Origin of the sequence: Flammeovirga yaeyamensis, assembly GCF_018736045.1 — a bacterium.
In the GTDB taxonomy this organism is placed as follows: domain Bacteria; phylum Bacteroidota; class Bacteroidia; order Cytophagales; family Flammeovirgaceae; genus Flammeovirga; species Flammeovirga yaeyamensis.
This window is the reverse complement of record NZ_CP076133.1, coordinates 2,178,706-2,200,952: the sequence shown is the minus strand read 5'-3', so window position 1 is coordinate 2,200,952 and position 22,247 is coordinate 2,178,706. Positions and strand designations below refer to the sequence as shown.

Annotated in this window: 13 protein-coding genes; 9 read left to right on the top strand and 4 right to left on the bottom strand. The window is 32.8% G+C overall.

Translation table 11 applies throughout. The annotated features are described in order from the left end of the window. Window positions 1-312 precede the first annotated feature (312 nt). The 9 genes from KMW28_RS28300 to KMW28_RS28260 all read left to right on the top strand — a co-directional run bounded on the left by KMW28_RS28300 (window position 313) and on the right by KMW28_RS28260 (window position 14,740). Window positions 313-3,930 (top strand): AAA domain-containing protein, encoded by a 3,618-nt coding sequence (locus KMW28_RS28300; RefSeq protein ID WP_169662497.1) that lies wholly within the window; start codon window positions 313-315, stop codon window positions 3,928-3,930. A gap of 121 nt (window positions 3,931-4,051) precedes the next feature. Continuing rightward, window positions 4,052-4,705, top strand: coding sequence for a TerD family protein (locus KMW28_RS28295; RefSeq protein ID WP_169662498.1), 654 nt, complete (start codon window positions 4,052-4,054; stop codon window positions 4,703-4,705). A gap of 130 nt (window positions 4,706-4,835) precedes the next feature. Next, a complete protein-coding gene (locus tag KMW28_RS28290; RefSeq protein ID WP_169662499.1) occupies window positions 4,836-5,210 on the top strand; it encodes a tellurite resistance TerB family protein in 375 nt (124 codons plus the stop codon). A 273-nt stretch (window positions 5,211-5,483) separates the two neighbouring features. Beyond that, window positions 5,484-7,643, top strand: a complete 2,160-nt coding sequence (locus KMW28_RS28285) for a peptidase domain-containing ABC transporter (RefSeq protein ID WP_169662500.1) — start codon at window positions 5,484-5,486, stop codon at window positions 7,641-7,643. Window positions 7,644-7,654: 11 nt separating this feature from the next. Further along, window positions 7,655-9,013, top strand: coding sequence for an HlyD family secretion protein (locus KMW28_RS28280; protein WP_169662501.1), 1,359 nt, complete (start codon window positions 7,655-7,657; stop codon window positions 9,011-9,013). Then, on the top strand, window positions 9,000-10,409 hold the full coding sequence (locus tag KMW28_RS28275; RefSeq protein ID WP_169662502.1) for a TolC family protein: 1,410 nt from the start codon (window positions 9,000-9,002) through the stop codon (window positions 10,407-10,409). The genes KMW28_RS28280 and KMW28_RS28275 overlap by 14 nt, the downstream gene beginning before the upstream one ends. A gap of 63 nt (window positions 10,410-10,472) precedes the next feature. Beyond that, window positions 10,473-11,633 carry a T9SS type A sorting domain-containing protein gene (locus KMW28_RS28270; protein ID WP_169662503.1) on the top strand — a complete coding sequence of 387 codons (1,161 nt, stop codon included), beginning with the start codon at window positions 10,473-10,475 and terminating at the stop codon, window positions 11,631-11,633. 296 nt (window positions 11,634-11,929) lie between these two features. Then, complete coding sequence (locus KMW28_RS28265) at window positions 11,930-13,825, top strand: transglutaminase domain-containing protein (protein ID WP_169662504.1); 1,896 nt, start codon at window positions 11,930-11,932, stop codon at window positions 13,823-13,825. 306 nt (window positions 13,826-14,131) lie between these two features. Beyond that, entirely contained in the window at window positions 14,132-14,740 is a 609-nt protein-coding gene (locus tag KMW28_RS28260) for a hypothetical protein (RefSeq protein WP_169662505.1), read from the top strand. Window positions 14,741-15,072: 332 nt separating this feature from the next. Here the strand turns inward: KMW28_RS28260 and KMW28_RS28255 are convergent, their stop codons facing one another. From KMW28_RS28255 to KMW28_RS28240, 4 genes are all read right to left on the bottom strand, one after another. Then, window positions 15,073-15,753, bottom strand: a complete 681-nt coding sequence (locus tag KMW28_RS28255) for a hypothetical protein (RefSeq protein WP_169662506.1) — start codon at window positions 15,751-15,753, stop codon at window positions 15,073-15,075. A 44-nt stretch (window positions 15,754-15,797) separates the two neighbouring features. Next, window positions 15,798-16,310 carry an adenine phosphoribosyltransferase gene (locus KMW28_RS28250; RefSeq protein ID WP_169662507.1) on the bottom strand — a complete coding sequence of 171 codons (513 nt, stop codon included), beginning with the start codon at window positions 16,308-16,310 and terminating at the stop codon, window positions 15,798-15,800. A gap of 45 nt (window positions 16,311-16,355) precedes the next feature. Then, window positions 16,356-20,228: a hybrid sensor histidine kinase/response regulator transcription factor gene (locus KMW28_RS28245; protein ID WP_169662508.1), complete on the bottom strand. Its 3,873-nt coding sequence runs from the start codon at window positions 20,226-20,228 to the stop codon at window positions 16,356-16,358. A gap of 126 nt (window positions 20,229-20,354) precedes the next feature. Further along, entirely contained in the window at window positions 20,355-22,244 is a 1,890-nt protein-coding gene (locus tag KMW28_RS28240) for a putative Ig domain-containing protein (RefSeq protein WP_169662509.1), read from the bottom strand. Window positions 22,245-22,247: the final 3 nt, after the last annotated feature.

The following is a 22,247-nucleotide window of genomic DNA, read 5'->3' as shown; positions in this document are numbered from 1 at the left end:
TTATATGAGATGTTCTAGATTTAAATACTTGCTTAGAGGTGGATAATCGTGGTTTAAGTATCTGATTATCAATATTTAAGTGGTTTGTTTTATGTCTTTTGTTTGATAAAAAGTATAAACTAATCAGACATAGAAATAAACATAAATCGTGGAGAAAAACCTTTGATTTGAAAATTTATAAAAAACGATTTTGGCAAATTTGCCGATTTCGAAAAATCATTTGATCAAGTTTAACTTGATACTCAATAATTTAAAATGTGTTTCAATTTTGACCAATTAAACTAAAATATAGTTTTTAAGATATATATTGATATGAATTCTGAGCCAACAAAATATAGTAAGTCACTAATAAAGACCCTTGAAAATAAATTAAAAGTAGGAAACCTTAGATCGATTCATTTAAATGCAACCGTTGGAAGATCTAGAAATCGCCTAGATGTTAAACAATTAGATGTATTAGAAGAAGGATTATCTAATCAGTTTCTTCAACAATTAACCTCCTCACAGAAATTTAGCTTTAATTTTGGTTCTTCATTTCAGGAGATTGATCTCTATGATGATGAAGTAGCACAGCAATGTTCCACTTTATTTAAAAAGCTAAAAAATATACATATCGATATCAATAACGATATACAGAACCACGGAGTCAATAGCTTTGGATTCGGTTACCCAATGCTAGTGTTTCGTAACCCTAACAATACTAAGCAATTAGCCTATGCACCACTTTTTATTTGGCATTTAGAATTAGACAAAGAAGCTAGAGGTACATCAAATTGGCGCATATTAAAAGGAGATGATTATCCAATACTTATCAACGCTCAATTAAGATCATACATTGAGTCCGTTTTTGATGGCGTTCAGCTTCAGGCAATATCTGAGGAAATGTTGGAAGACGGTATTATTGATAACGAAGAAATTTTAGAGGTAGTCAATGGAATTCTTCAACAATTGAACAGTCCTAGTTTAAATGAGATAGGTGAATTAGAAAAATCAACAGATAAAAAAGCCTTAGACCAAAAAACGCAAAGACAAGCTTGGGTGGCTTGGAGTGGAGTTTTTGGCTTATATAAAGCACAGAGAGAGAGTATAATAGCAGATCTTCAGTATATTCATGACAATAATGAAGACTTTACAGAAACGGTAGAAGATGTTGCTTATCAGGAATATACAACTTCTTCTGTAGCCGTCGATCCAAGTCAGGAAAGGTTACTTCACTTATTAAATGATGAAAGGAAATTAATCATTCAAGGCCCTCCTGGTACTGGGAAAAGTCAATCCCTAACTGCCATTATCACGAATGCTTTAGAAAATAATGCAAGGTGTTTAGTCGTTTGTGAAAAGAAAACAGCCCTTGAAGTATTAAAGCAAAACCTGGGAAAACTAGGATTAGACCATCTTTGTGCTGTAATAGACGATGTAAATAAAGACCGAAAACAAATTGTCGATACAGTAAGAGAAATTGTTGATGGGAAAAGTACTTTGCCAAAATCGGAAATTAATGTGAGTAAGTACAGAGCATTAAGAAGTAAATACGAGAACAACAAAGTAGAAGCACAAGAGAAATATAAGAACTCGGCAAGCCATGTTTTGGGTGATTATACTTGGAGAGATTCAATTTCTGAAATGATCTCCAATCAAGAAGAAGCACATCAACAGGTAATATCGGAGATGGGAGTGATTACTTCCTTATACTTTACAGAGGAGGAATATCAACAATTAACTCAGTTGATAGAAAATGGAGAAAGAACATATAAGAAAATTCAACATCTAAAACTAGATCTTGATGCATTCTCTGAACATTTTTTCCAAGAACCATTTACGCAAGAGTCTCGATTAAAAGTATCTGATTTCTTGAAGGATGTTGAGCAAAAGTCATCAGAAATTGAATTGAAACTGGAAGAATCTATCCAAAGTTTTGGTGATGATTTTTATGAAAAGGGGTTACAAGAAAATTGGTTCTTTTGGTTAAGAAAAGTTTTTAGTGGCAAGCTTAAACGTATGTCACAGTCTGCACATCAAATAGTAAGTCTGACAGAAAAATTACATCAGGACTTGGGGTTGCTTTATCAAAGTAAAACCTTAAACCTACAGATAAGCCATGAGCTAAATTCATTTATTAATGAAACGAAGAAAGAATTAGAGCAATTGTCTTCAAATATGGTCAAGTATAGAGATATACATGATTGGAAATATTTTAAAGGATCGATTGAAGAAGGATATGCCAATAAACTCATCGATTTCTTAACAGATGCAGAAGTAAACGAATGGTCAATTACCTTTAAATATTGGTACTTCAATGCCCTACTAATGCATTATGAAGCAAAGAATGTAGGGAAATACATTACGGATAATTATTTGTTAGAACAGTTAGATGCACTCACTTTAGATATACAAAAGCACCAGGCAGGTTTTATTGTGAACCAGCAATCCAAGGAAGTGGAGCAGTTGCTGAAATCCAAAAACAAGCAAAGTTTAAAGCTGTTATTTAATTACAGAAAGAATAAAACGTATGGTTCTAAGACATCCTTAAGAAAAATTATTCATCAAGAGTTTGATTTATTCTCTACGTTTTTCCCTGTTACAATGGTCAACCCTGTGGTCTGTAGTTCCATCTTACCTATGGAAACAGGTTTATATGATTTAGTGATTTTTGATGAAGCTTCTCAAGTGAGATTAGAAGATGCTTTTGCAGCAATGTTGAGAGGAAATCATCAAATCATATCTGGAGATGTTCATCAAATGCCACCTTCTTCTTATTTTGATAAAGGAGGTGATTTGGATTTAGATGAAGAATTAGAAGAAGCAGATGTAGCTTTAGCCGAAAGCGATTCTTTATTGACTTTCGCTAAAGATAGTACGTTTAAATTCTCTTATCTCGATTTCCATTATCGTTCACAGCATCCACATTTAATCGATTTTTCTAATGCGGCCTTTTATGGTTCTCGATTAATTCCTATGCCCAATGTAAAAGATTATCAACCTATTAAGTTGCATCAAGTAGATGGTTTGTATGCAGATCGATCTAACGCTAAGGAGGCAGAAGAAATCATTAATTTTATCAAAACTCTAGATGTAGATCAACTACCTACTTTAGGAATCGCTACTTTTAATATGGATCAAAGAAACCTTATTTGGGACCATATTTATGCAGAAATAGAAGCGTCAAGTAGTTTTAATAAATTGATGCAGGAGTTAATAAAGAACGGATTTTTCATCAAAAACTTAGAAAATATTCAAGGTGATGAAAGAGACGTGATATTGTTATCTACTACTTTTGGAAAGAACGATCAAGGGAGTTTCCGACAAAATTTTGGCCAATTAAACAATCAGGAGAAAGGATATAAATTGCTCAATGTAATTGTGACAAGAGCTAAAAAGGAATTGCACGTTTTTACTTCATTCCCAACTGAAGTTTATTCAAAATATGCCTCAGAGTTAAGCAATCAAGGAAATAACGGTAAGGCCATTTTGTATGCCTATTTAGCCTATGCAAGAGCTTGTTCAAATCAAAACGAAGAGGAGAGAATACATATCTTAAATACGCTAGCGGAATATGCCGCAGAATCAAGTACTACTTCCTTGAAAAAGTCTACTTCTGCAAGCTTTGAAAGTCAGATAATTGAATTCTTATCTAAAAAAATCCCTTCTCCATTCACCTTAGTTCCATCTTATAAGTTAGGAGGTTTGTATTTAGATATTGCTATAGTTGACGAAAACAATAAAGTGGTTTTAGCTATTGAATGCGATGGAAAAGAGGAACATCTCTCTAAGGAATCGTATAGATACGATATTCATAGAAAGAATATTATGGCAAGTCACAACATAGAAGTTTATCATTTATGGGTGACAAATTGTTGGCAAGATTTAGATACTGAAATCAATAATATTGTGGCAAAAATGGATACTATTATTAGTTGTTATGCAGAATGATAAACATCATAATTGAAAACAACGATTTTATGTAGAGTTGAAATTTTATGTAAGATGTAGTACTTTTATACTATCATGTACCCTTTTGCAAGCAAATTTATACTTTCATCAATAAAATAAAATGACGATTGAATTACTAAAAGGTGAACACTTTAATCTTGAATCTGGAGCACAAAAAAGCTTGAGCCACTTTTGCGTTGGTGTAAATTGGGGTGCAATTCAAAAACCTGTATTCTTAGGTTTGTATAAAAAAGTGATCAATGTAGATTTGGATTTAAGCGTTTTAATGCTTGATGATGAAAATAACATTGTTGATTATATATTCTCACCAAAATACAAAAACGTTCAAATTCATTCTAATACTATAGATGAAGGAAAACTGATTTCTTATGATAGTGCCTTAAGACATAGTGGTGATGATATAACAGGAGATACAGATGGAGATGATGGTTTAGATAATGAGGTAATCATCATTGATTTAAATAAAGTGGATTCAAAAATTAGTAATATCTATTTCTTTTTAAATCATGTGGGTGAAGGTGGTTTTTCTGAAGTTCCATTTGCCAAAATAAGAATGTATGATGGTACCCCTTACAAGATAAATTATACTTATGCTTCCTATGATGTCACTGACGTAGAAACATATGCTGATCAAAATGCATTGTTAATGGGAAGTTTAAATAAACAAAATAACCATTGGGGTTTTGAGGCAATTGGCGAAGCGTTTAAGGTGGAGAACTTTGGTGAAATTATTGAAAAAATACTAAAGAGATAGAAGTATAGTATACTATTGCGAATTGTGTTTTATAAAGAATTTTCTATAATCATCTCAAGTTCAGTGTGTTAGAATGGTGCTATTTTGAGTAGTAAGTCGTAGGTTTGTAGTGTTAACCTAAAAGAACTTTATGAATACTCTTACTAATCAATTTGAATTACTGGAAACTCAAGACTATACGCCCCAAGAAAAATTATGCATCTTACGATTCTCTAATATGATAGCCGCAGCCGACGGCAAAGTACATCAGGGCGAAATCAAATTTATGGTAGATCTTATTGAAAAATTAAATTTACCTATCTCATCCCCACTAGATGCGAATAGCTTGTCTTTTGAAGATGTAGCACAGACCATCAAGAGGATGACCATATCAAAAAAGAATAAAGCGTTTTTACTTTTTAGAAAAATGATTGAATCCGATGGAGAAGTTCACCAGAGGGAAGTGAAAATTTTTCATCGTTTGAAAAAAGTGGTCGATCCTAATAATTTGTTATCCTATAAATAGGGTTGAAAATTATTTTGATCATACATAAAACCTTTGTTATATAACCTAGCATTTTGGCTCAAAATTTCGTGTAAATACAATTTTCACAAATTATAATATATGTTTTAAAGAAATTTTTGTCAAAACACTCAAACTTTAATGATTGATTGTAGTTATTTGCATTTAATAGAAATTAGATATAATTATTCCGCAATAGTTTTTCTGATTTTATGCTTTGCATTATTTCATCCAATCGATTGAAATCTAACTCAACTTGATCAACTTCTTAGTTTTATGACTAACAAAGGATATAAGAAACTTAGTATACTACTGTCATCTCAAATCAATCATAAGATTGATATTAATGCCGATGAACCCATAATTAATCATGAATCTGATGATAATTTTTGGGACATGTTTATACGATATGCCGATAATTTTGAATTGGCAATTGTAAAAACAGATGGTAGTATTAACGAATTATTATCACATCTTGAAAAAAGTATTACACCCTACATTGTGGAATCAATGTTAGATGGTGTTGCTACTCCAGTTGTTTTTTGTCCGGATAGTCACGGAACAATAAAAGCTTTTTCTGTTGATAAATTAGGACAGGATAAGGAAATAAATATAGACTTAGCCATCGAAAAGCTTATTAGAAATGACGATGGTGAAGTGACTTATGCTATTCCGATTTCGAATAAGCCTCTTATTTCAGATGATGAAACAAAAAAGAAGAATACTTCGGTAGCAAGACTAAGTCGCTTATTGGGTGCAGAAAAGAAAGATATTAGTTATATCTATATCTACGCACTACTTATCTCATTATTTGGATTAGTATTACCTCTAGGTGTACAAACAGTAATCGAATTGATTGCAGGTGGTGTGGTCATCGATTCTATTACGGTTATGATTGGTTTAATCATCTTATTTACCATGTTTACCGGAATGCTTCAAATAATGCAGTTAAAAGTAGTGGAGACCTTGCAAAGGAGGGTATTCGTGAAAGCAGCATTTGAATTCACCTTCCGTCTGCCAAGAATTAAATTAGAATCACTATTAAGTGCGAATACTCCAGAACTTATGAACCGCTTTTTTGATGTAATTACTATTCAAAAAAGTTTGCCGAAATTCTTAATTGATCTCTCCGGTGCCGTTCTACAGATTTTGTTCGGTATGATCCTTCTTTCATTCTATCACCCATTATTTATTGTATTTGGTGTGGTGCTTATAAGTACACTAGTTATTTTATTCTGGTTTACTGGGCCTAAGGCACTTGCTGCCAATATGGTAGAATCAAAGTACAAGTATAAAGTAGTGCATTGGTTGGAAGAAATGGCTAGAACGTTACCATCATTTAAAATTGCTGGTAGAACGTTCTTACCAATGGAAAGAACAGAAAACTTAACGAACCACTACTTGCATTACAGAGAGAAGCAATTTAATGTGGTGATCAACCAGTTTATCTTTGTATATATCTTTAAAACATTGGTAACAGGTGGTCTTTTGATTATCGGTTCGTGGTTAGTGATTAACAGAGAAATGAACCTTGGTCAGTTTGTAGCATCAGAAATCGTTATTGTATTGGTACTTTCAGCGTCAGAGAAACTAGTACTTTCTATGGAAGTAGCTTACGATATGCTTACTGCTGTTGACAAAATTGCACACGTAACCGATCTACCTTTGGAAAGAAAAGGTGGAGTTTTCGTTAAGAAAGAAAAAGGTAGACAAGGTTTTGCTGTAAAGATGAAAGATGTGAAATATGATTATCATGGTCACAGAACAGCATTGAACGGAGTAAATATTGATATTAAATCTGGCGAAAGAATGTGTATTGGAGGTCATAATAACTCTGGTAAAGATACCATGGTTTATGCCTTAGCCTCTTTCCTAGAAGATTATAAAGGAGCAATCTCATACGATGGATTTAATCTTAGAGATGTAGACCTTATCGATTTAAGAAGTTCAATTGCTAAAAACCTTTCGGAAGAAGAACTTTTTGATGGTTCTCTTTATGAGAATATTAAAATGGGTCGTGAAAGTATTACCTACGAGGATATTATTTGGGCTTTAGAAAGTGTGGATCTTTTAGAATTTGTTCAAAAACAGCCTGAAGGTTTGAATACTGTTATTACAGGTTCTTCTCATGTATTTTCAGAGAGTGTTGCTATTCGTTTTATATTGGCAAGATGTATTGCCGATCATCCTCGTTTGCTCATATTTAACAGAACATTCCAAGAATTGGACAGTCAGATGAGATTTAAGATTCTGAATTTCCTAATCGATAAAGAAAATCCATGGACATTAATTTTTGTTGGTAACGATCCTATTTTATCTACATTATGTGACAGAGTTGCCATAATGGGTGATGGTAAAGTAGAGACTATCGGAACAATTGACGAAGTAAAAGGTCATGAAAGTTTTAGAAACTGTTTCTTAACTACTAACAACTAATTGATATTAAAATGCTGAATATAACACCTCATAATTCCAACGATAAAGACCAATACGATAAACGTTTTGGGACATTAAATACACTAAATACACCAAGTGAGGCAAAAAAAGTAGCAAGAATACTCATCATTATCATGGTACTTTTTTGTGTGGTTCTATTTTTACCATGGCAACAGAACATTAGAGCTAGAGGTGAAATAACTGCCTTGACGCCAAAAGATAGACCTCAGAAAATTCAAAGTCCAATTGATGGTACAATTGCACAATGGAATGTACAGGAAGGGCAACATGTAGATTCTGGTCAAGTGCTCCTTACTATTGCCGAGGTGAAAGATAAATACATTGACCCCGACATGATTCTTCGTTTAGAAGAAGGTATTAGAGCAAAAGGCAATGCAATTAGTGCAAAAGAAGATAAAGTATTAGCGAAGCAAAGACAATTAGAAGCCCTTAAAGCTGGATTAGTCATTAAACTTCAACAGTTTGATAACAAAATTGAGCAATCAATTTTAAAGATTGAGGGTGATAGTATTGCTTGGGAGGCTTCAAAAGTGGATCTAAAGAACGCTAGTCGTCAATATAAAGCAAATGAGGAACTTCATAACAAAGGTCTCATCTCTTTAACTAAATTAGAAACCTTTAGATCGAAGTATCAACAAAGTGTAAGTAAAGAAGTTTCTGCCAGAACAAAACTAGAGATGGCAAGAAATGAATATCAAAATGCTGTACTTGGAAAAAATGCAGCACGAAATGAAGCTTTAGATAAAATTGCAAAAACAGACTCTGAACTTTCCACCACATTATCTGATATCGCAGATAGTGATGCGGCACTAGCAAAAGCAAGAAACGAGTTGTCTAGTATGGAAATCCGTGCTGGTATGAGAGTAATTAGAGCGCCACAAAAAGGGGTAGTAGTACAAGCCTTAAACAGTGGTTTAGGAGAAAACATTAAAAGTGGACAAGCATTATTGACTTTAGTTCCAGATAAACCACAATTAGCAGCGGCTATTTATGTGAAAACGATGGATGTTCCTCTTATTGAAGAAGGAAGACATGTCCGTTTACGTTTTGATGGTTGGCCTTCAATTCAATTCTCAGGTTGGCCAAGTGTAAGTGTGGGTACTTTTGGTGGTAGAGTTGAAGTAGTTGACTTTATGAATCAAGCAGATGGTACATTTAGAGTCTTAATTATTCAAGATAAGAAAGAAAAAGATGATGATTGGCCACCTGAATTAAGAATGGGTACAGGTGTTTTCGGTTGGGTAATGCTAGAAGAAGTGCCAATATGGTACGAATTATGGCGTCAGATTAATGGTTTCCCTCCAAGTTTAAACGATTATAAAGGCAGTAAAAAAGATGCTAAGAAATAAGTTTAAAAAAATATCACTCTCATTATTATTCTTTTTCTCTGTGCTTTCTACTCATGCTCAAGAAGAAGTTAAAATAATCACTCTTGCAGATCTATATGATCTTGTGATGTTGTATCACCCGGTGTATCAACAAGCAGATCTTTTGTCTGAACAAGCTAGGATGCAAGTGCGTTTAGGTCGTGGTTCTTTTGATCCGAAATTAGAATCTAAATACGATCAAAAGGTATTTAAGAATAAAGAGTACTACCAAAAATGGAATAGTTACGCTAAAGTACCATTATGGGCAGGTAACTTGAATGTGGGGTACGAACGTAATCAAGGTAGTTACCTCAATCCAGAAAACGATACTGATAGCGGAAACGGCTTAATGTATATCGGACTGGAATTACCAGTATTAAAAGGCCTTTTGATGGACGAGAGACGTGCCTCTTTGAAAAAAGGTTTTGCCATGCAACAAATGACAGAGGCGGAACAAATAAAAGTAATCAACAAGTTGGTGCTTCAAATAGCCAAAGATTATTGGAGCTGGTATTTTGCTTATCATCAATTTAGATTAGCAGAAACTGGATTTGAATTGGCTACTTTCCGAAAGGAATCAGTTGATGAAAGAATTAAGCAAGGTGATTTGGCAGCTGTCGATGGAGTAGAAGCTCAAATTACAATTCAGCAAAGAGAAATCAACTTGAAAATGGCTGAATTGGACTTGCAAAAGGCTAAATTGATTCTTTCCAATCACCTTTGGAATGAAAATAATGAGCCATTAGAAATTATGGACGATATTCAGCCTGAGGAAATGGGTGTAGAAGCTCTTCCAAATTTAGAAGACCTAACCAATCAAGCTTTGGTTGGACACCCTGATTTAATCTCTCTACAAGCAAAAACAACCATGTTGAATTTAGATCAAAGATTGGCTAGAGAATCAGTAAAGCCAGAATTGAATCTTAAATACAACTATTTGGGGACAACGGCTTCTAGTTGGGAATATGGGTTGGAAGAAAATTATAAATTCGGTGCCACCTTCTCAATGCCTTTATTTTTAAGAAAAGAAAGAGCTAAACTTCAAATGTCTAAACTTAAGGTACAAGACATTGAGTTTAAAATGACAATGAAAAGGAGAGAGCTTTCTAACGATATCCAAAAAGCTTTCTTAATGGTAGAGAACTATGTCGAATTAACCGATATGCAACAAGAAATGTCGGAGAATTACGAAATTCTTTTGCAAGGTGAAACAGATAAGTTTAATGCCGGTGAAAGTTCTGTATTTTATATGAATGTCCGAGAAGGTAAGTTAATTGAAGCTCAGACAAAATTGTATAAAATGAAGTCAGAATATGCTAAATCTATGGCGGAATTAAATTGGACTGCAGGAGTTTCTCCAAACTTTATAATTAAATAATTTTTTTGGTGATATTACATAAGGTTTGATATAAGTAGATGTCAAACAAAAAATAATATCATAATGAAAAAATATTTCCCATTAATTTCTTTCGTATTCTTATTTCTTTTTTCCTGTTCTTCAAGCGAAGATGATGACTTCTTAGACTTTAAAGAAGCAGAAGGTGATTTATTAACTGTTACCCAAGATCAAACATGGTCAAACGACAGATATAAAGATTTAAGCAATGTAGAAATACATGTTTTAAATAATGCTGTTTTAAAAGTAGCTGTAAATGGTTTACAGTGGAAAGGTGTGAAAGTGACTGTAGAAGATCACTCTCAATTACTTTTCCTTAATACTGAAAGAGGAACTTTTGATAAAGATGAAGAAGATAATTACTTCTATATAAAAGATAATTCCTTATTGTCTTTTTATGAAAGTGAAATCAAACATACACACATTTATTTATCGGGCTGTTCTTATTTAGAGTTCGCTAATGGTAGTGAAATTCTTAAAGAGGACGAAATTGTCATGGATGATTGCTCTCAAATGATCATCAATACAGACATTTCGGAATGGGATCAAATAGATGATGATCAAATATCATGTTCAGGTACTTGTATTGGACCAAATGCATCCTTTTCAGATGCAGCAGAAGAAGATTTCCCTTGCGACGTTAATAACTCCACGGAAGAGTGTAATATAGATTTACCTGTTGAAATGATCTATTTTAACGCTGAAATTAATGGCGATAAAGTAGACTTAGCTTGGTCCACAGCCACCGAGCTAAATAACAAAGAATTTATCGTACAAAGATCATTTGATAATAGCAGCTGGGATGATTTAGGTAAGGTTGCTGGAGCGGGTAATAGTAATGTTCCTCTAAAATATAGTTATCAAGATGACCTTCCAGATTTTAATGGTGTAATTTATTACCGTCTACAACAAGTGGATTTTGATGGAAAATATGCTTTTCACGGTCCTATAACAATCCATAACGGGGAAAGTACAACCGCTTTAACTGTTTATCCAAACCCAGTAAATTCGGGTGAGTATCTAAATATTTCCAATAATGGGAATGAGATCATGAATATTAAGTTGTATACCTCTGCAGGTCAGACCTTATTAGATATACAGACAGAGGGGTATACCAAAATACCAATGATATACGGAACAGGGCTCATTCTCACCGAAATAAAGATAGGGAGCCAGACATTCACAGAAAAAGTAATAGTAAAATAATATTTCAGCCATAACATTAAGTTGTTATGGCTTTATTTTTGTTTTGATTTTTTAAGATACTGTAATAGTTTGAAAATTAGTCCAATAGACGTTTGGATTATATTTACCCCAAATACAAATCGCATCAATTCAACTAATTAAAGACCAATACAATTAACTTGAGCATTCAATTTGTGTTTATGTGTAATTAATTTTTTTTTAGACTTCTAGGGGATTTTATATAATAATTTTCACTATTAATCAGTTATTCTATTGTGTACTGATAAATAACTACTTTTAATCGACTGATCTTGATAATGAACAAGTCAACACTATTAACTATAATACTTTTTTTAACTTTTAATTGTTACGCTCAAATAAGAGAAGTGAGGGAAGAGGCAAAGTATGCTCCAAAATATGCTACGACTTCCGTTACTAAACTATCTTCTTATTTAACTGACAATGCACGTTCTGATCGTCAAAAAGCTTTAAATATTTATACTTGGATTACTCATAATATCGAATTGGATATTAAAGCATACAACGATAAAAAACAGATGTTTGAGTCTGCTGAAGATATCTTAAGAAAGAGAAAAGGAGTAAGTCACGATTTCGCTAATTTGTTTTTAAAATTATGCGAGAAAGCAAACATAGAAGCACATTTAATTACGGGGCATATTTTTACTGATAATAAAAGTATCACCACCAACTTTTACAAAGCAAACCATTCTTGGAACTCCGCTTATTTAGATGGAGAGTGGCATTTAATTGATGTAACATGGGGTAGTGGGATTATCTCTAAACAACAAGAGAAAAAGTCTTTCTTTAAAAAGAAGACTGATTTCTTTAAACCTCAGTTTATTAACAAGGTGGACTACAGTTATTTTTGTCCATCACCAAGAATTTTTATTGAAACACATTTGCCATCCAATCCAATTTGGCAATTATTGGAGTATGAAGTAACCGTACAAGATTTTATAGCGGGTAATTTCCCTATTGTAAATGAACCCATAAGAAACTCTCCGTTTTTGGATGAATATATCTTATTAGAGGATGCGGAGTCATTTTATATCGATGCAAAGAATGCCATTACTTATAATAAAAGAAACTTCTCTACTATGGGAGTTGCCTCTCTAAAAATGGCAGAGTCGATATTGAATAAAAAAGATTCAACCATTACAAAAGCAGAACTAGAAAAGGAACTGACGAAGTATTATGAGGAAGCGACAAGTTCTGCCTATTCTTATTTAAGATATATCGATATTTATTCATCTATTGAGATTGATGCCTTAAAACTCTGGGCAAGACATTACTTGCAACAACCCATTGAAAAAAGACAAAAGTTTATTGACAGAAATTGGATCAATAAGGAGGAGATAAAGACAAAAAATGAAGAAGTCAATAATGCGTATTCTTATTATCAAGAACTGAAGTATAAATTAGGCCAAAAGAATTACCCTGAATTAAGAAAGTCAAGAAGACAGGTAGATTACGATGAATATTATATCGGGGTTCAAGAAGCACGTTTAGTAGGTATAGATTCAGCCATTGCGATATCCGTTCAACACCTTGCAACACTTGAGGTAGAGAAAGACTCTATTGTCTCTAAATTGGACAAAGCAAGCCGAGATTTGAGAAATCTATCTGCCAGACAAATCAAGTTCTTGGGGAGATTGGAATATTTATTAACCGCGAATGTAAGTCTTAACATATTGGAACATCAGGCACATCAAGTGATGCATGTTGAAAACAATATCAAGATTCTATCTCAAAAAGTAAAAACATTAGAGAAGCTTAGAATTGATAATCATATGGTATTATCAAAAAGAACTTCTGTTTTAAAACGTCTATATAAAGACAAGCAAGAACTTCTTAAAGGTTTATATATAAAGAGCCAAAGTAACGATTCTTATAAGAAGGAATACGATATGATAACAATCAATACTAAGGCGATTTTTAATAAGCAGTTGGATGATAAATACCATCAATATGAGAAACTAAAAGAGCATGTTCAGACGCTTGAAGTGGTGATGGAAAATCTATCTAGACAAAAGGAACTAATTAAACGCCTAGATGATATTGTAGTTGCCTTTGTCGACCTTAAAACGGGTGATATCAAACGAGACGCTTTAGAAGCTAAGAATATATGTGATAATATCATTCAGACCAGTATGCAGCAAAAAAACAGCATCAAGAAAAACAAAATACTCTAATTCTAAGTTCATATTTCAAGTTGATGAATTTAAAATGCTATGTTTAGTTACATCTAATCATAGCATTTTTTATTGTTACTTCTTAATTCTTATTTATTACTCATAACATTGACTTTTATTAAGTTAAATGTCTAATGTCACCTTAAAATAATTTGAAAAATGTTTAATAATTATTAACTTTGAAGTGTAATATGACGATTACAAGAAATTATATAACTAATCTTATTTTTTATAAATAGACAAGTCTGATAAATCAACTCTATTTTATCAACGTTACTAACGCTAATATTTTTATCGAAAAAAAAAATGAAAAAATTACTATCAGCTTTATTCTTTGTACTTTTTGTCCAGCTTGTTAACGCAGAGAATGATAACCAGAGTAGAATGGCAGTAGATGAATATATCGATTGGCTTACAAGTGTTATTACTCTTTCTGATCAACAGGTAGCTGAGATTAGAGAATTAAGAAGAGACTACGTAAATGCAGTTTCTGGTATCGCAGAAAATAACTTTCAATTAAGAAACGAAAAACAAATTCAATTCTGGGAGAAAAGAAATAAGCAATTAGACAGAGAAAGTCTTATTACTTTAGGAATTATTCAGATCACGGAATACGAATTGGGTAAAGTAAAAGAAATGCTTGGCTTTGATGATGCTCAAGTAGCGGACTTAAAAGAAAAGCTTAATTCATATAATAAAGTATTAATGGGAGCGAAGTACATTTATGATACCAACTCTCAAGACTTTAAAGATGTGGAGCAAATGGTTTATCAAAGAACCTATGATGCCATCGAAGAAATTTGTTCAGAAAGCCAAAAGCAAAGATGTGGAGACATGAAAGGGGCTATTTTGACAAAAATCAATAACTATATTGATGGTTATATACATTATAACACCAACTCAACAATCAACTAATTTGTAGAATTATTAACTACTTAAATATGACTGAAATATTTTTTGGACTTATTAAGTTATTCGGACTCGGAATCATATTGTCAGGAATGATATATTCAAATCGAATTCTGAATAAATTGACTACAAAATTTAAAAAGTAATACTGTACGACGAAAAGAAAGGTGATTTCAAATAAAATTGGAATCACCTTTTTTTTGTGCACATTGGTTGCGCACTACTATAGTTATTTTGAATCAATAGCAGAAAGAGATTATTCTTTACACTTTTACCCATCATCAGATAATTAACATGTAGAACAGATCATTTGATATATATTAAATGGTCTGTTTTTTCTAATCATTAAAGATAAAAAAGCCAATTCCAGCGGGGTCTTTAATAATGATGTTATCAACTTCGTTTACTTTACTAAAGAATGTAATTTCCTCTGCTATATCAATATTTAATTTTCTGATTTTATCAATCACTACCGGGTTTCCCTCTTTTCCATTAAAGAAAGTAAGTGACGGATTAAAGAATTGATGAGGACACATCCCTGCTTTCATCAAGCTGATCATACTTCCTGAGGTGTGTGACATAGCCACCCATCCTTGGTTGATCTCACCCATAGCAATACTGAACCCTAAAGCCTCCCAAAATGCCACAGAATCTTCCATAGAAGGAGTTTCTAAAGAAATACCCATACAGTTACCTGCAACGAGAGAATTGTTGTTCTCTAAAGAAGGAACAGGAGTAGAGTGAATATATATTTTGACACCTGAAGGGGACAATACAAAATCATTGACGGAGTTGTTATACACTTTATATCCTTTATCAGATAGAAGTGATGAGGCTTGAGCATCAAATAATATTAGACCTAAACGATCTTGCTGATGTTCTCCGATTTTAATGATAGAAGAGATAGATACTGCCCATTTAGTGTTTTCGACTTCTTTAATATCATAACCTAGTGTTTGATAAAATTGAGGTGTTTGAAGAGCAGATGTAGTAATAGTTTGAATATATAAATGACTCATAGTAGGAAATAAAAAAAGCTGTCTTAAACAAGACAGCTTTGTGATTAATATTGTACTAAAGAATTAACTTGATATCCTTTTAGTTTATCAATTCCATTCAAGAAAGTTAGGTCAATGATAAAATCTAATTGAACCACTTCTCCACCTGCTGCTTCTACTAATTTTACCACAGCTTCTGCAGTACCGCCAGTAGCTAATACATCGTCGTGGATAAGTACTTTGTCGCCTTTCTGAATAGCATCTTTGTGTATTTCTAAGGTATCTGTACCATATTCCAAAGCATATTCTTGAGCAATCGTCTCAGCTGGTAATTTACCCGGCTTTCTTACCGGAATAAAACCTGCATTAATTTCTAGTGCGATCATAGGACCGAAAAAGAAACCTCTTGATTCCATTGAGACCACTTTTGTAATTCCCTTGCCTTTTGCTAAATCAACAAATTGATTTAAGGCTTCTTTCATCGCTTCAGGGTTGATTAATAAAGTAGTAATATCTTTAAAACCAATACCTGGCTTTGGGAAATCTTGAATATCTCTGATATGTTTTTTTAAATCCATTTATAATTGGTAATTAATGATGATTTAATGTTGAGCTTAAAATTACTAATTTTTTGATTCAAATGATTTTAAATATTCACTTGGACTCATACCAAACTGCTTTTTAAACACAGTCGAGAAATATTTAGGATCAGAATATCCGCTTTCGTAAGCAACATTACTGATACTTTCGTCTGATTCGAGTAGCAACTTTTTAGCGTGATTTAATCTCTTTGTTTGTATATATTCTTTAGGTGATAAGTCGGTTAATGCCTTGAGTTTCCTATACAAAACCGGACGACTCATTCCCACATCTTTACAGATCTCCATTACGTTGTAATTCGGGTCAGTTAGGTGATTATCAATAAGTTCGTCAATCTTTGTTAAGAACTGATCATCCAAACTATCCACCTTCTCGTTGATCTTTGGAATGACAACACCCTCTTGTATTTTACTTTGATACAAGCTTCTTAACGTCTTACGATTTTCTACCAAATTGATAATTCTGAACTTCAACATTCGAATATCAAAAGGCTTGATAACATAATGATCTGCACCATGCATATACCCTTCAGCTTTGTACATAGATGCATTTAGCGCTGTTAACAAGATAATTGGAAGATGGGAAGTTTCTATATTGCCTTTGATCTTGTCACAAAGTTCATATCCATTCATTTCTGGCATCATCACATCTGAAATAACGATGTCATAATCGTTTTCTAACAATGCATCGTAACAGACTTTGCCGTTTTCGAAAACATCTACCTCGAATGAATCAGTTAATGCGGATTGAATAAATGTTCTTAACTCTTTATTATCTTCTGCAACAGCAATTTTGAAATCATATTTTTCCTTATCTTTTTCAGAAAACTCTTCACCATAGTGTGAAATATCATTAGGAACAGTGTCGTTCTCTAAACCTTCCACTCTTAATGGTAGCTCTAAAAAGAAAGTGGTTTGTACATTTTCCTCACTCTTGAAATAGATTTTACCATTCATTAATGAAGCATATTTATACGAAAGCACAAGACCAATACCACTACCAATCTTTTGGTTTTTCATCACATTTTCAGCTCTGTAGAAGCGTTTGAAAATGTGTTTTTGATTTTCCTTCGGAATACCCATTCCATGATCTTCTACACTAAGTGAAAAATGTTCATCTTTTTGATCAATTTGAATGTTGATGACATCATTTTCTTTCGTGTATTTGATAGAATTGGAAATGAGATTATATATGATCTTTTCTACTTTATCAAAGTCTAATTTTACAGAAATAGTATCTGATGTTGATTGCACATTAATCTTCACCCCTTTCTTCTCTAGCATTGGTTCAAAATCTCGAGATAAAGTTTTCGTAAGATCAATAACATCAAATTCTTTTACTATTAACTCTTCATTTACCTGATTAATACGCTCATAATCCAATAGTTGAGAGATGCGTTTATTCAGTCTTACTAAATTACTTCGAATCATGCCCAATAGTCTAGAGGCAGTTTCATCTAAGTTGGTATCAGCTTCTAACTTTTGGAGTGGACCTTGCATTAAAGTTAATGGCGTTCTTAGTTCGTGTGCAATTTCAGCAAAAACAGCATTTCTTGCCTTTAGATTTTTTTGCTGTAGGTAATCATAGTAATTCTTATAAATCAACCATAAAATCACTATAAATAGGAAGAAATATATAGCCTTGGCCCAAGTGGTTTTCCAGAAAGGAGGAGCCACGATAATCGTTAAATTTCTATGATCCAATTCCTTTAATTTTCTCCCTGAGAACATACTTACCTTTAATTCATAAGTACCATAAGGAAGGTTCTGATATTTTACTTGTGACAAGATGGATCTCTTAGAATAATCTTCGTCAAACCCTTCTAATTTCCAATTGTATAGGATGGCATCATTTCTATAATCTGGACTGATTAAATCCAAAGCAAAGCCTCTATCTGGGTGATTTAAATAGATAGTGTCGCTTGCATTTACACTTTTAGTAAGGTTATTTTTATCATCAGGAACTATTAATTTACCATCGATATATAACTTATCAAAAGTGAGTTTATTGACATTATTATCCGTTGATTTAAAGTTGATAGGGAAGGAGTAAAAACCATCATATGTTCCAATAATCAATGAATTATTATTGATACATCCCGATCCTTGGTGCGTTTCTATTTTCTTAAGTAAGCGATGAACATTATTAATTTTACCCTCTTGGTAAGAGAAGCTATAAATACTATTGTCGCCTAACACATAATAATCTTGAAAACCAGATTTTATAATCTGATTGACATGATTTGGTAAACTGATACGCCCTTCTGTTACGACAGGAGTAATACTCGCGTTTTGAATATCAAATAGGAAAATTCCACTGGATTCTGTACCAATTAGAATCTTGGTATCATTGATAGCTTCAAAGCAAGTCACCGTATTTTTATCAAGCAAAGCAATTAGTTTTGTAGACTTTTTCGTTACCTCATGTATACCTTCATGATTGGCTAAAAATAGTTTACCTTGATGTGGACTATAAAATAGCTGAGATACACTGGAAATTGGGTGATACTTGAAATTATAAGTGTTGATATCCATCTCAAAAATAAACCCATTGACCAATTTGAAATAGATATTATCGCCATAAAGTAAAAGCTGAACAATAAACTTACTGCTATACTCTTTGTCGTTTGCGTTGAATGTTTTTATGGATTTGATGACTTTGAATGTCTTCCCATCTAAATAGAATAGACCAAATCCATAAGAAGAAACCCAAAAGTTTTGATGTCTATCTTCTACTATATTATTGATAACAAAGCTGTCGCTCTTCTTAAAGTTTTTGACAAAGTGATTCGGTCTCAAGAATCGTTTTTTAGCGTTTTTATCACGAATTACCAAACCTTTGTCAGTACCCAACAAGAGTCTTTTTTTAGAATCTCTAAACGAACAATACCCATGATTCGAATTCATATGGGCATCAGGATCTGTATTTATTTTTTTAAGATAAGGTTTATGAGGGTTGTGTAAATAAAAACCTTTACCATATGTAGAAACCCAAAGACGATTGTGTTCATCGACATTTAAATCATTTATGGCTAACCCGCTAAGGGATTTAATATTTGATTTATCAGATTCATGTCCATCCAAGTCAAATACCATTACACCATAGCCGTCTGTTGCAGCAATAACTTTATTATTAAAAGCAGAAAAGGCACTGATTTTATAATCAATGTTCTTTTTGATATGATGGATCTGATTATTTCTAATCAAGTAGATGCCTTTATTGTAGGTGCCTATCCAGACTGTATTGTCAGCACTTTTAAATAGGCTAGTAATGCCAGCCCCTTTTAAGTTGATGCCGTATAGTTGGAAGGGTTGAATTTCATCATTTTTTATAATCTGTAAACCGTTAGGACTAGCAATAAGCATCCCTTGTGTTCCATAGTCACAACTTGATGTAATTCGCTTGTTTAGATTAATTTTTTTGAAAGTATTCTTTTTAGGATTCCACTTTAAAATCATTTGCCATGATAAAAAGTAGTAGTTGCCTTGGTTTTCTGTAATACCATTGTATCCTCTATGCTGAGGCTGTCCTTTTAATTTAAAAACCTCGAAACGATCGGTATTTTCATCATAAAGGAACAAACCCTTACGACAATAAAACCATAACTGTTCTTTGGAGTCTAAATATAATCCTGAGTGGTTTTTAAAGAAGTGAATTTCTTGTTGGTCAGTACCAATGATTTTATAATTTCTAAACGATTTACCATCAAATCTTTGTACTGCATAAGGAGTGACAATCCATGTGAAATCGTTCTTATCGTTTACTGAAGTGTAAACAATATGACTAGATAATCCATTTTCTACACTGAAATGATCGAATTGTAAGTTTTCTTCAAACTGAGCGAAGATAGGTGAACCTCCTAAAAGGAATAAGAATGTAAGTAATAAATATTTCAAATATTATATGTTTAGAATGATCATCTTTCTAAGATAAGATTTTCTGAGTTTAAAAAAAGGGAAGAATAACTATTGTTTGCAATATTATTCTTCCCTCATTACATCACTTCTTCAAAAAAGAATGATTTACTCTACTTCCTCCACAAATTTTGTGTTTGCTTTAATTGTGATGTTCTTCACATGGAAGTTATGTGCTTTAGGTCCATTTGGATCAATTCCTGATGCATGAATTTCATCGTAATCTTTTTCGGCTTTCCAAACCATTGTAAGATGTTGATTATTGTCATTTAACCTCTCATTTGGAATCTGAATAGCATTTCCATCAGCATTTGATTTAGTCCAAACTTGTTTATCTCTTGCTATTATCGCTGAATTTTCTCGTGATAAAGTAGCATCATTTAGACCTTGATCATTATCTCTACCTCCAATATCAGGAACTATATTTTGAGTATAATTTGATAAATAACCAAATAGGAAGAAGTCTTCTCTATAAATTAAGTTATTTTGATCGTCTCTATATTCTTGTTGCTCATTATTCAAGTAGGTGAAGAACTCAATTTCAGCATTAATGATTTCAGAAGCATCAATAGACAAACCAAGGTAAGCTACTCTCCAATAATCTTTATTCCATCTTTGCATTTGGTTTCTATAACCATCATTTAAAAGGAAACCAGCTGATGCTCTATCATTTTCTACACCACCTGTTGTTTCATTTCTTTGTGCTTGGAAAATGGTATAAACGTCACCGATTAAGTCAGTTGACATATCATCTGTGAAAATAACTTCTTTCTCTCTTCTTTCAATAACGATTGTAGAAAGTGTACCAAGGTCAATTTCAGCACCGTCCGAAGTAATTACTGTTAAGTCAACAGGGTAGTTACCATTTTCTAAATTCAAATCTCCTTCAACTGCAATAGAACCATTTGAAGCATCAAATGACATACCAGTAGGAAGTGCTGTATTTAGACGAACTGTTGCTAAATATGGTAATGTAAATTCTGTTGGAATTAGATTGTATGCAGACCAAGGAGATAAAGTCACTTTAGAGAATTGATAAACAATACTTGGGTCAATACTTTCAACAACATTGATTGTCAAAGCATTCTCAAATTCAATAATGTTTTCTCCATCAGTTGCAATAACTGTTACATTATATGAGTCTTTATCACTATTGTGATTTACAGGAACTTCAATCTGACCATTTTCATCAATCGTTATACCATTTAAGCCCTCAATTCCTTCAAGTGTGAAAGTACATCCTTCTAAGTTTTGAAGAGTAATTGGAGTAACTGATAAATCTTGAACAGCTTCGATAGTAAACGTATTCGGTTGGTAAACAATGTTAGGCTCTCCAACAGTCAATTTGATATTTGCCATGTAAATATCCTCACCAGAGATACCTTCCACATCGAAAGTATATTCTCCTGCATCTAGGAAGTTTACTTTTTGAATGTTACCAGTTTCAGCGTCAACAGTAATCGCATTTAAGATAGTATCGTTATCAGAAACAATTTTAAATTCATCGAATGAGATTTCAGTATTGCTGCTGTTTCCATCTAAATTGAAGATGGTGGCATTCAAGAATGGTCCTACTTCAGGTTGTGCTTCAGAATAGTATAAAAGGTCTGTAATTCTGAATGCCCAAGCATCTGGATGAGGAGTAACACCACTTACAGTGTAAGCAATTACCGATACCTTGTAATCTTCATTTTTATCAAATAAAGCAGTTGATTTTACAGAAATAGCACCTGTATTTTTATCTACTGAAATATTTTCTTCTTGATCTTCAACTTCTTCACCATTCACGAATAATCCACCAAAATTAAAAGCAACACCATAAGTCACCTCAAATTCCGGAATGCTTGATTCTACCGATTGGTTAGGAGTAAAAATACTATCGTTATAATAAAGATCTTCTAAGTATTCCGAACCTACAGATCTGTCAATGTCATCTTTCTGACAACCAACTACAGTTAGTAAAGCTGTAGCGAATAGTATGTAAAGTAATTTTTTCATCTC

Excerpts from the sequence above, each read along its gene's own strand:
- KMW28_RS28260 (WP_169662505.1), top strand. The coding sequence starts at position 14,132 with ATGAAAAAATTACTATCAGCTTTATTCTTTGTACTTTTTGTCCAGCTT.
- KMW28_RS28270 (WP_169662503.1), top strand. The coding sequence starts at position 10,473 with ATGAAAAAATATTTCCCATTAATTTCTTTCGTATTCTTATTTCTTTTT.
- KMW28_RS28275 (WP_169662502.1), top strand. The coding sequence starts at position 9,000 with ATGCTAAGAAATAAGTTTAAAAAAATATCACTCTCATTATTATTCTTT.
- KMW28_RS28240 (WP_169662509.1), bottom strand. The coding sequence starts at position 22,244 with ATGAAAAAATTACTTTACATACTATTCGCTACAGCTTTACTAACTGTA.
- KMW28_RS28280 (WP_169662501.1), top strand. The coding sequence starts at position 7,655 with ATGCTGAATATAACACCTCATAATTCCAACGATAAAGACCAATACGAT.
- KMW28_RS28295 (WP_169662498.1), top strand. The coding sequence starts at position 4,052 with ATGACGATTGAATTACTAAAAGGTGAACACTTTAATCTTGAATCTGGA.
- KMW28_RS28255 (WP_169662506.1), bottom strand. The coding sequence starts at position 15,753 with ATGAGTCATTTATATATTCAAACTATTACTACATCTGCTCTTCAAACA.
- KMW28_RS28285 (WP_169662500.1), top strand. The coding sequence starts at position 5,484 with ATGACTAACAAAGGATATAAGAAACTTAGTATACTACTGTCATCTCAA.
- KMW28_RS28265 (WP_169662504.1), top strand. The coding sequence starts at position 11,930 with ATGAACAAGTCAACACTATTAACTATAATACTTTTTTTAACTTTTAAT.
- KMW28_RS28300 (WP_169662497.1), top strand. The coding sequence starts at position 313 with ATGAATTCTGAGCCAACAAAATATAGTAAGTCACTAATAAAGACCCTT.
- KMW28_RS28290 (WP_169662499.1), top strand. The coding sequence starts at position 4,836 with ATGAATACTCTTACTAATCAATTTGAATTACTGGAAACTCAAGACTAT.
- KMW28_RS28250 (WP_169662507.1), bottom strand. The coding sequence starts at position 16,310 with ATGGATTTAAAAAAACATATCAGAGATATTCAAGATTTCCCAAAGCCA.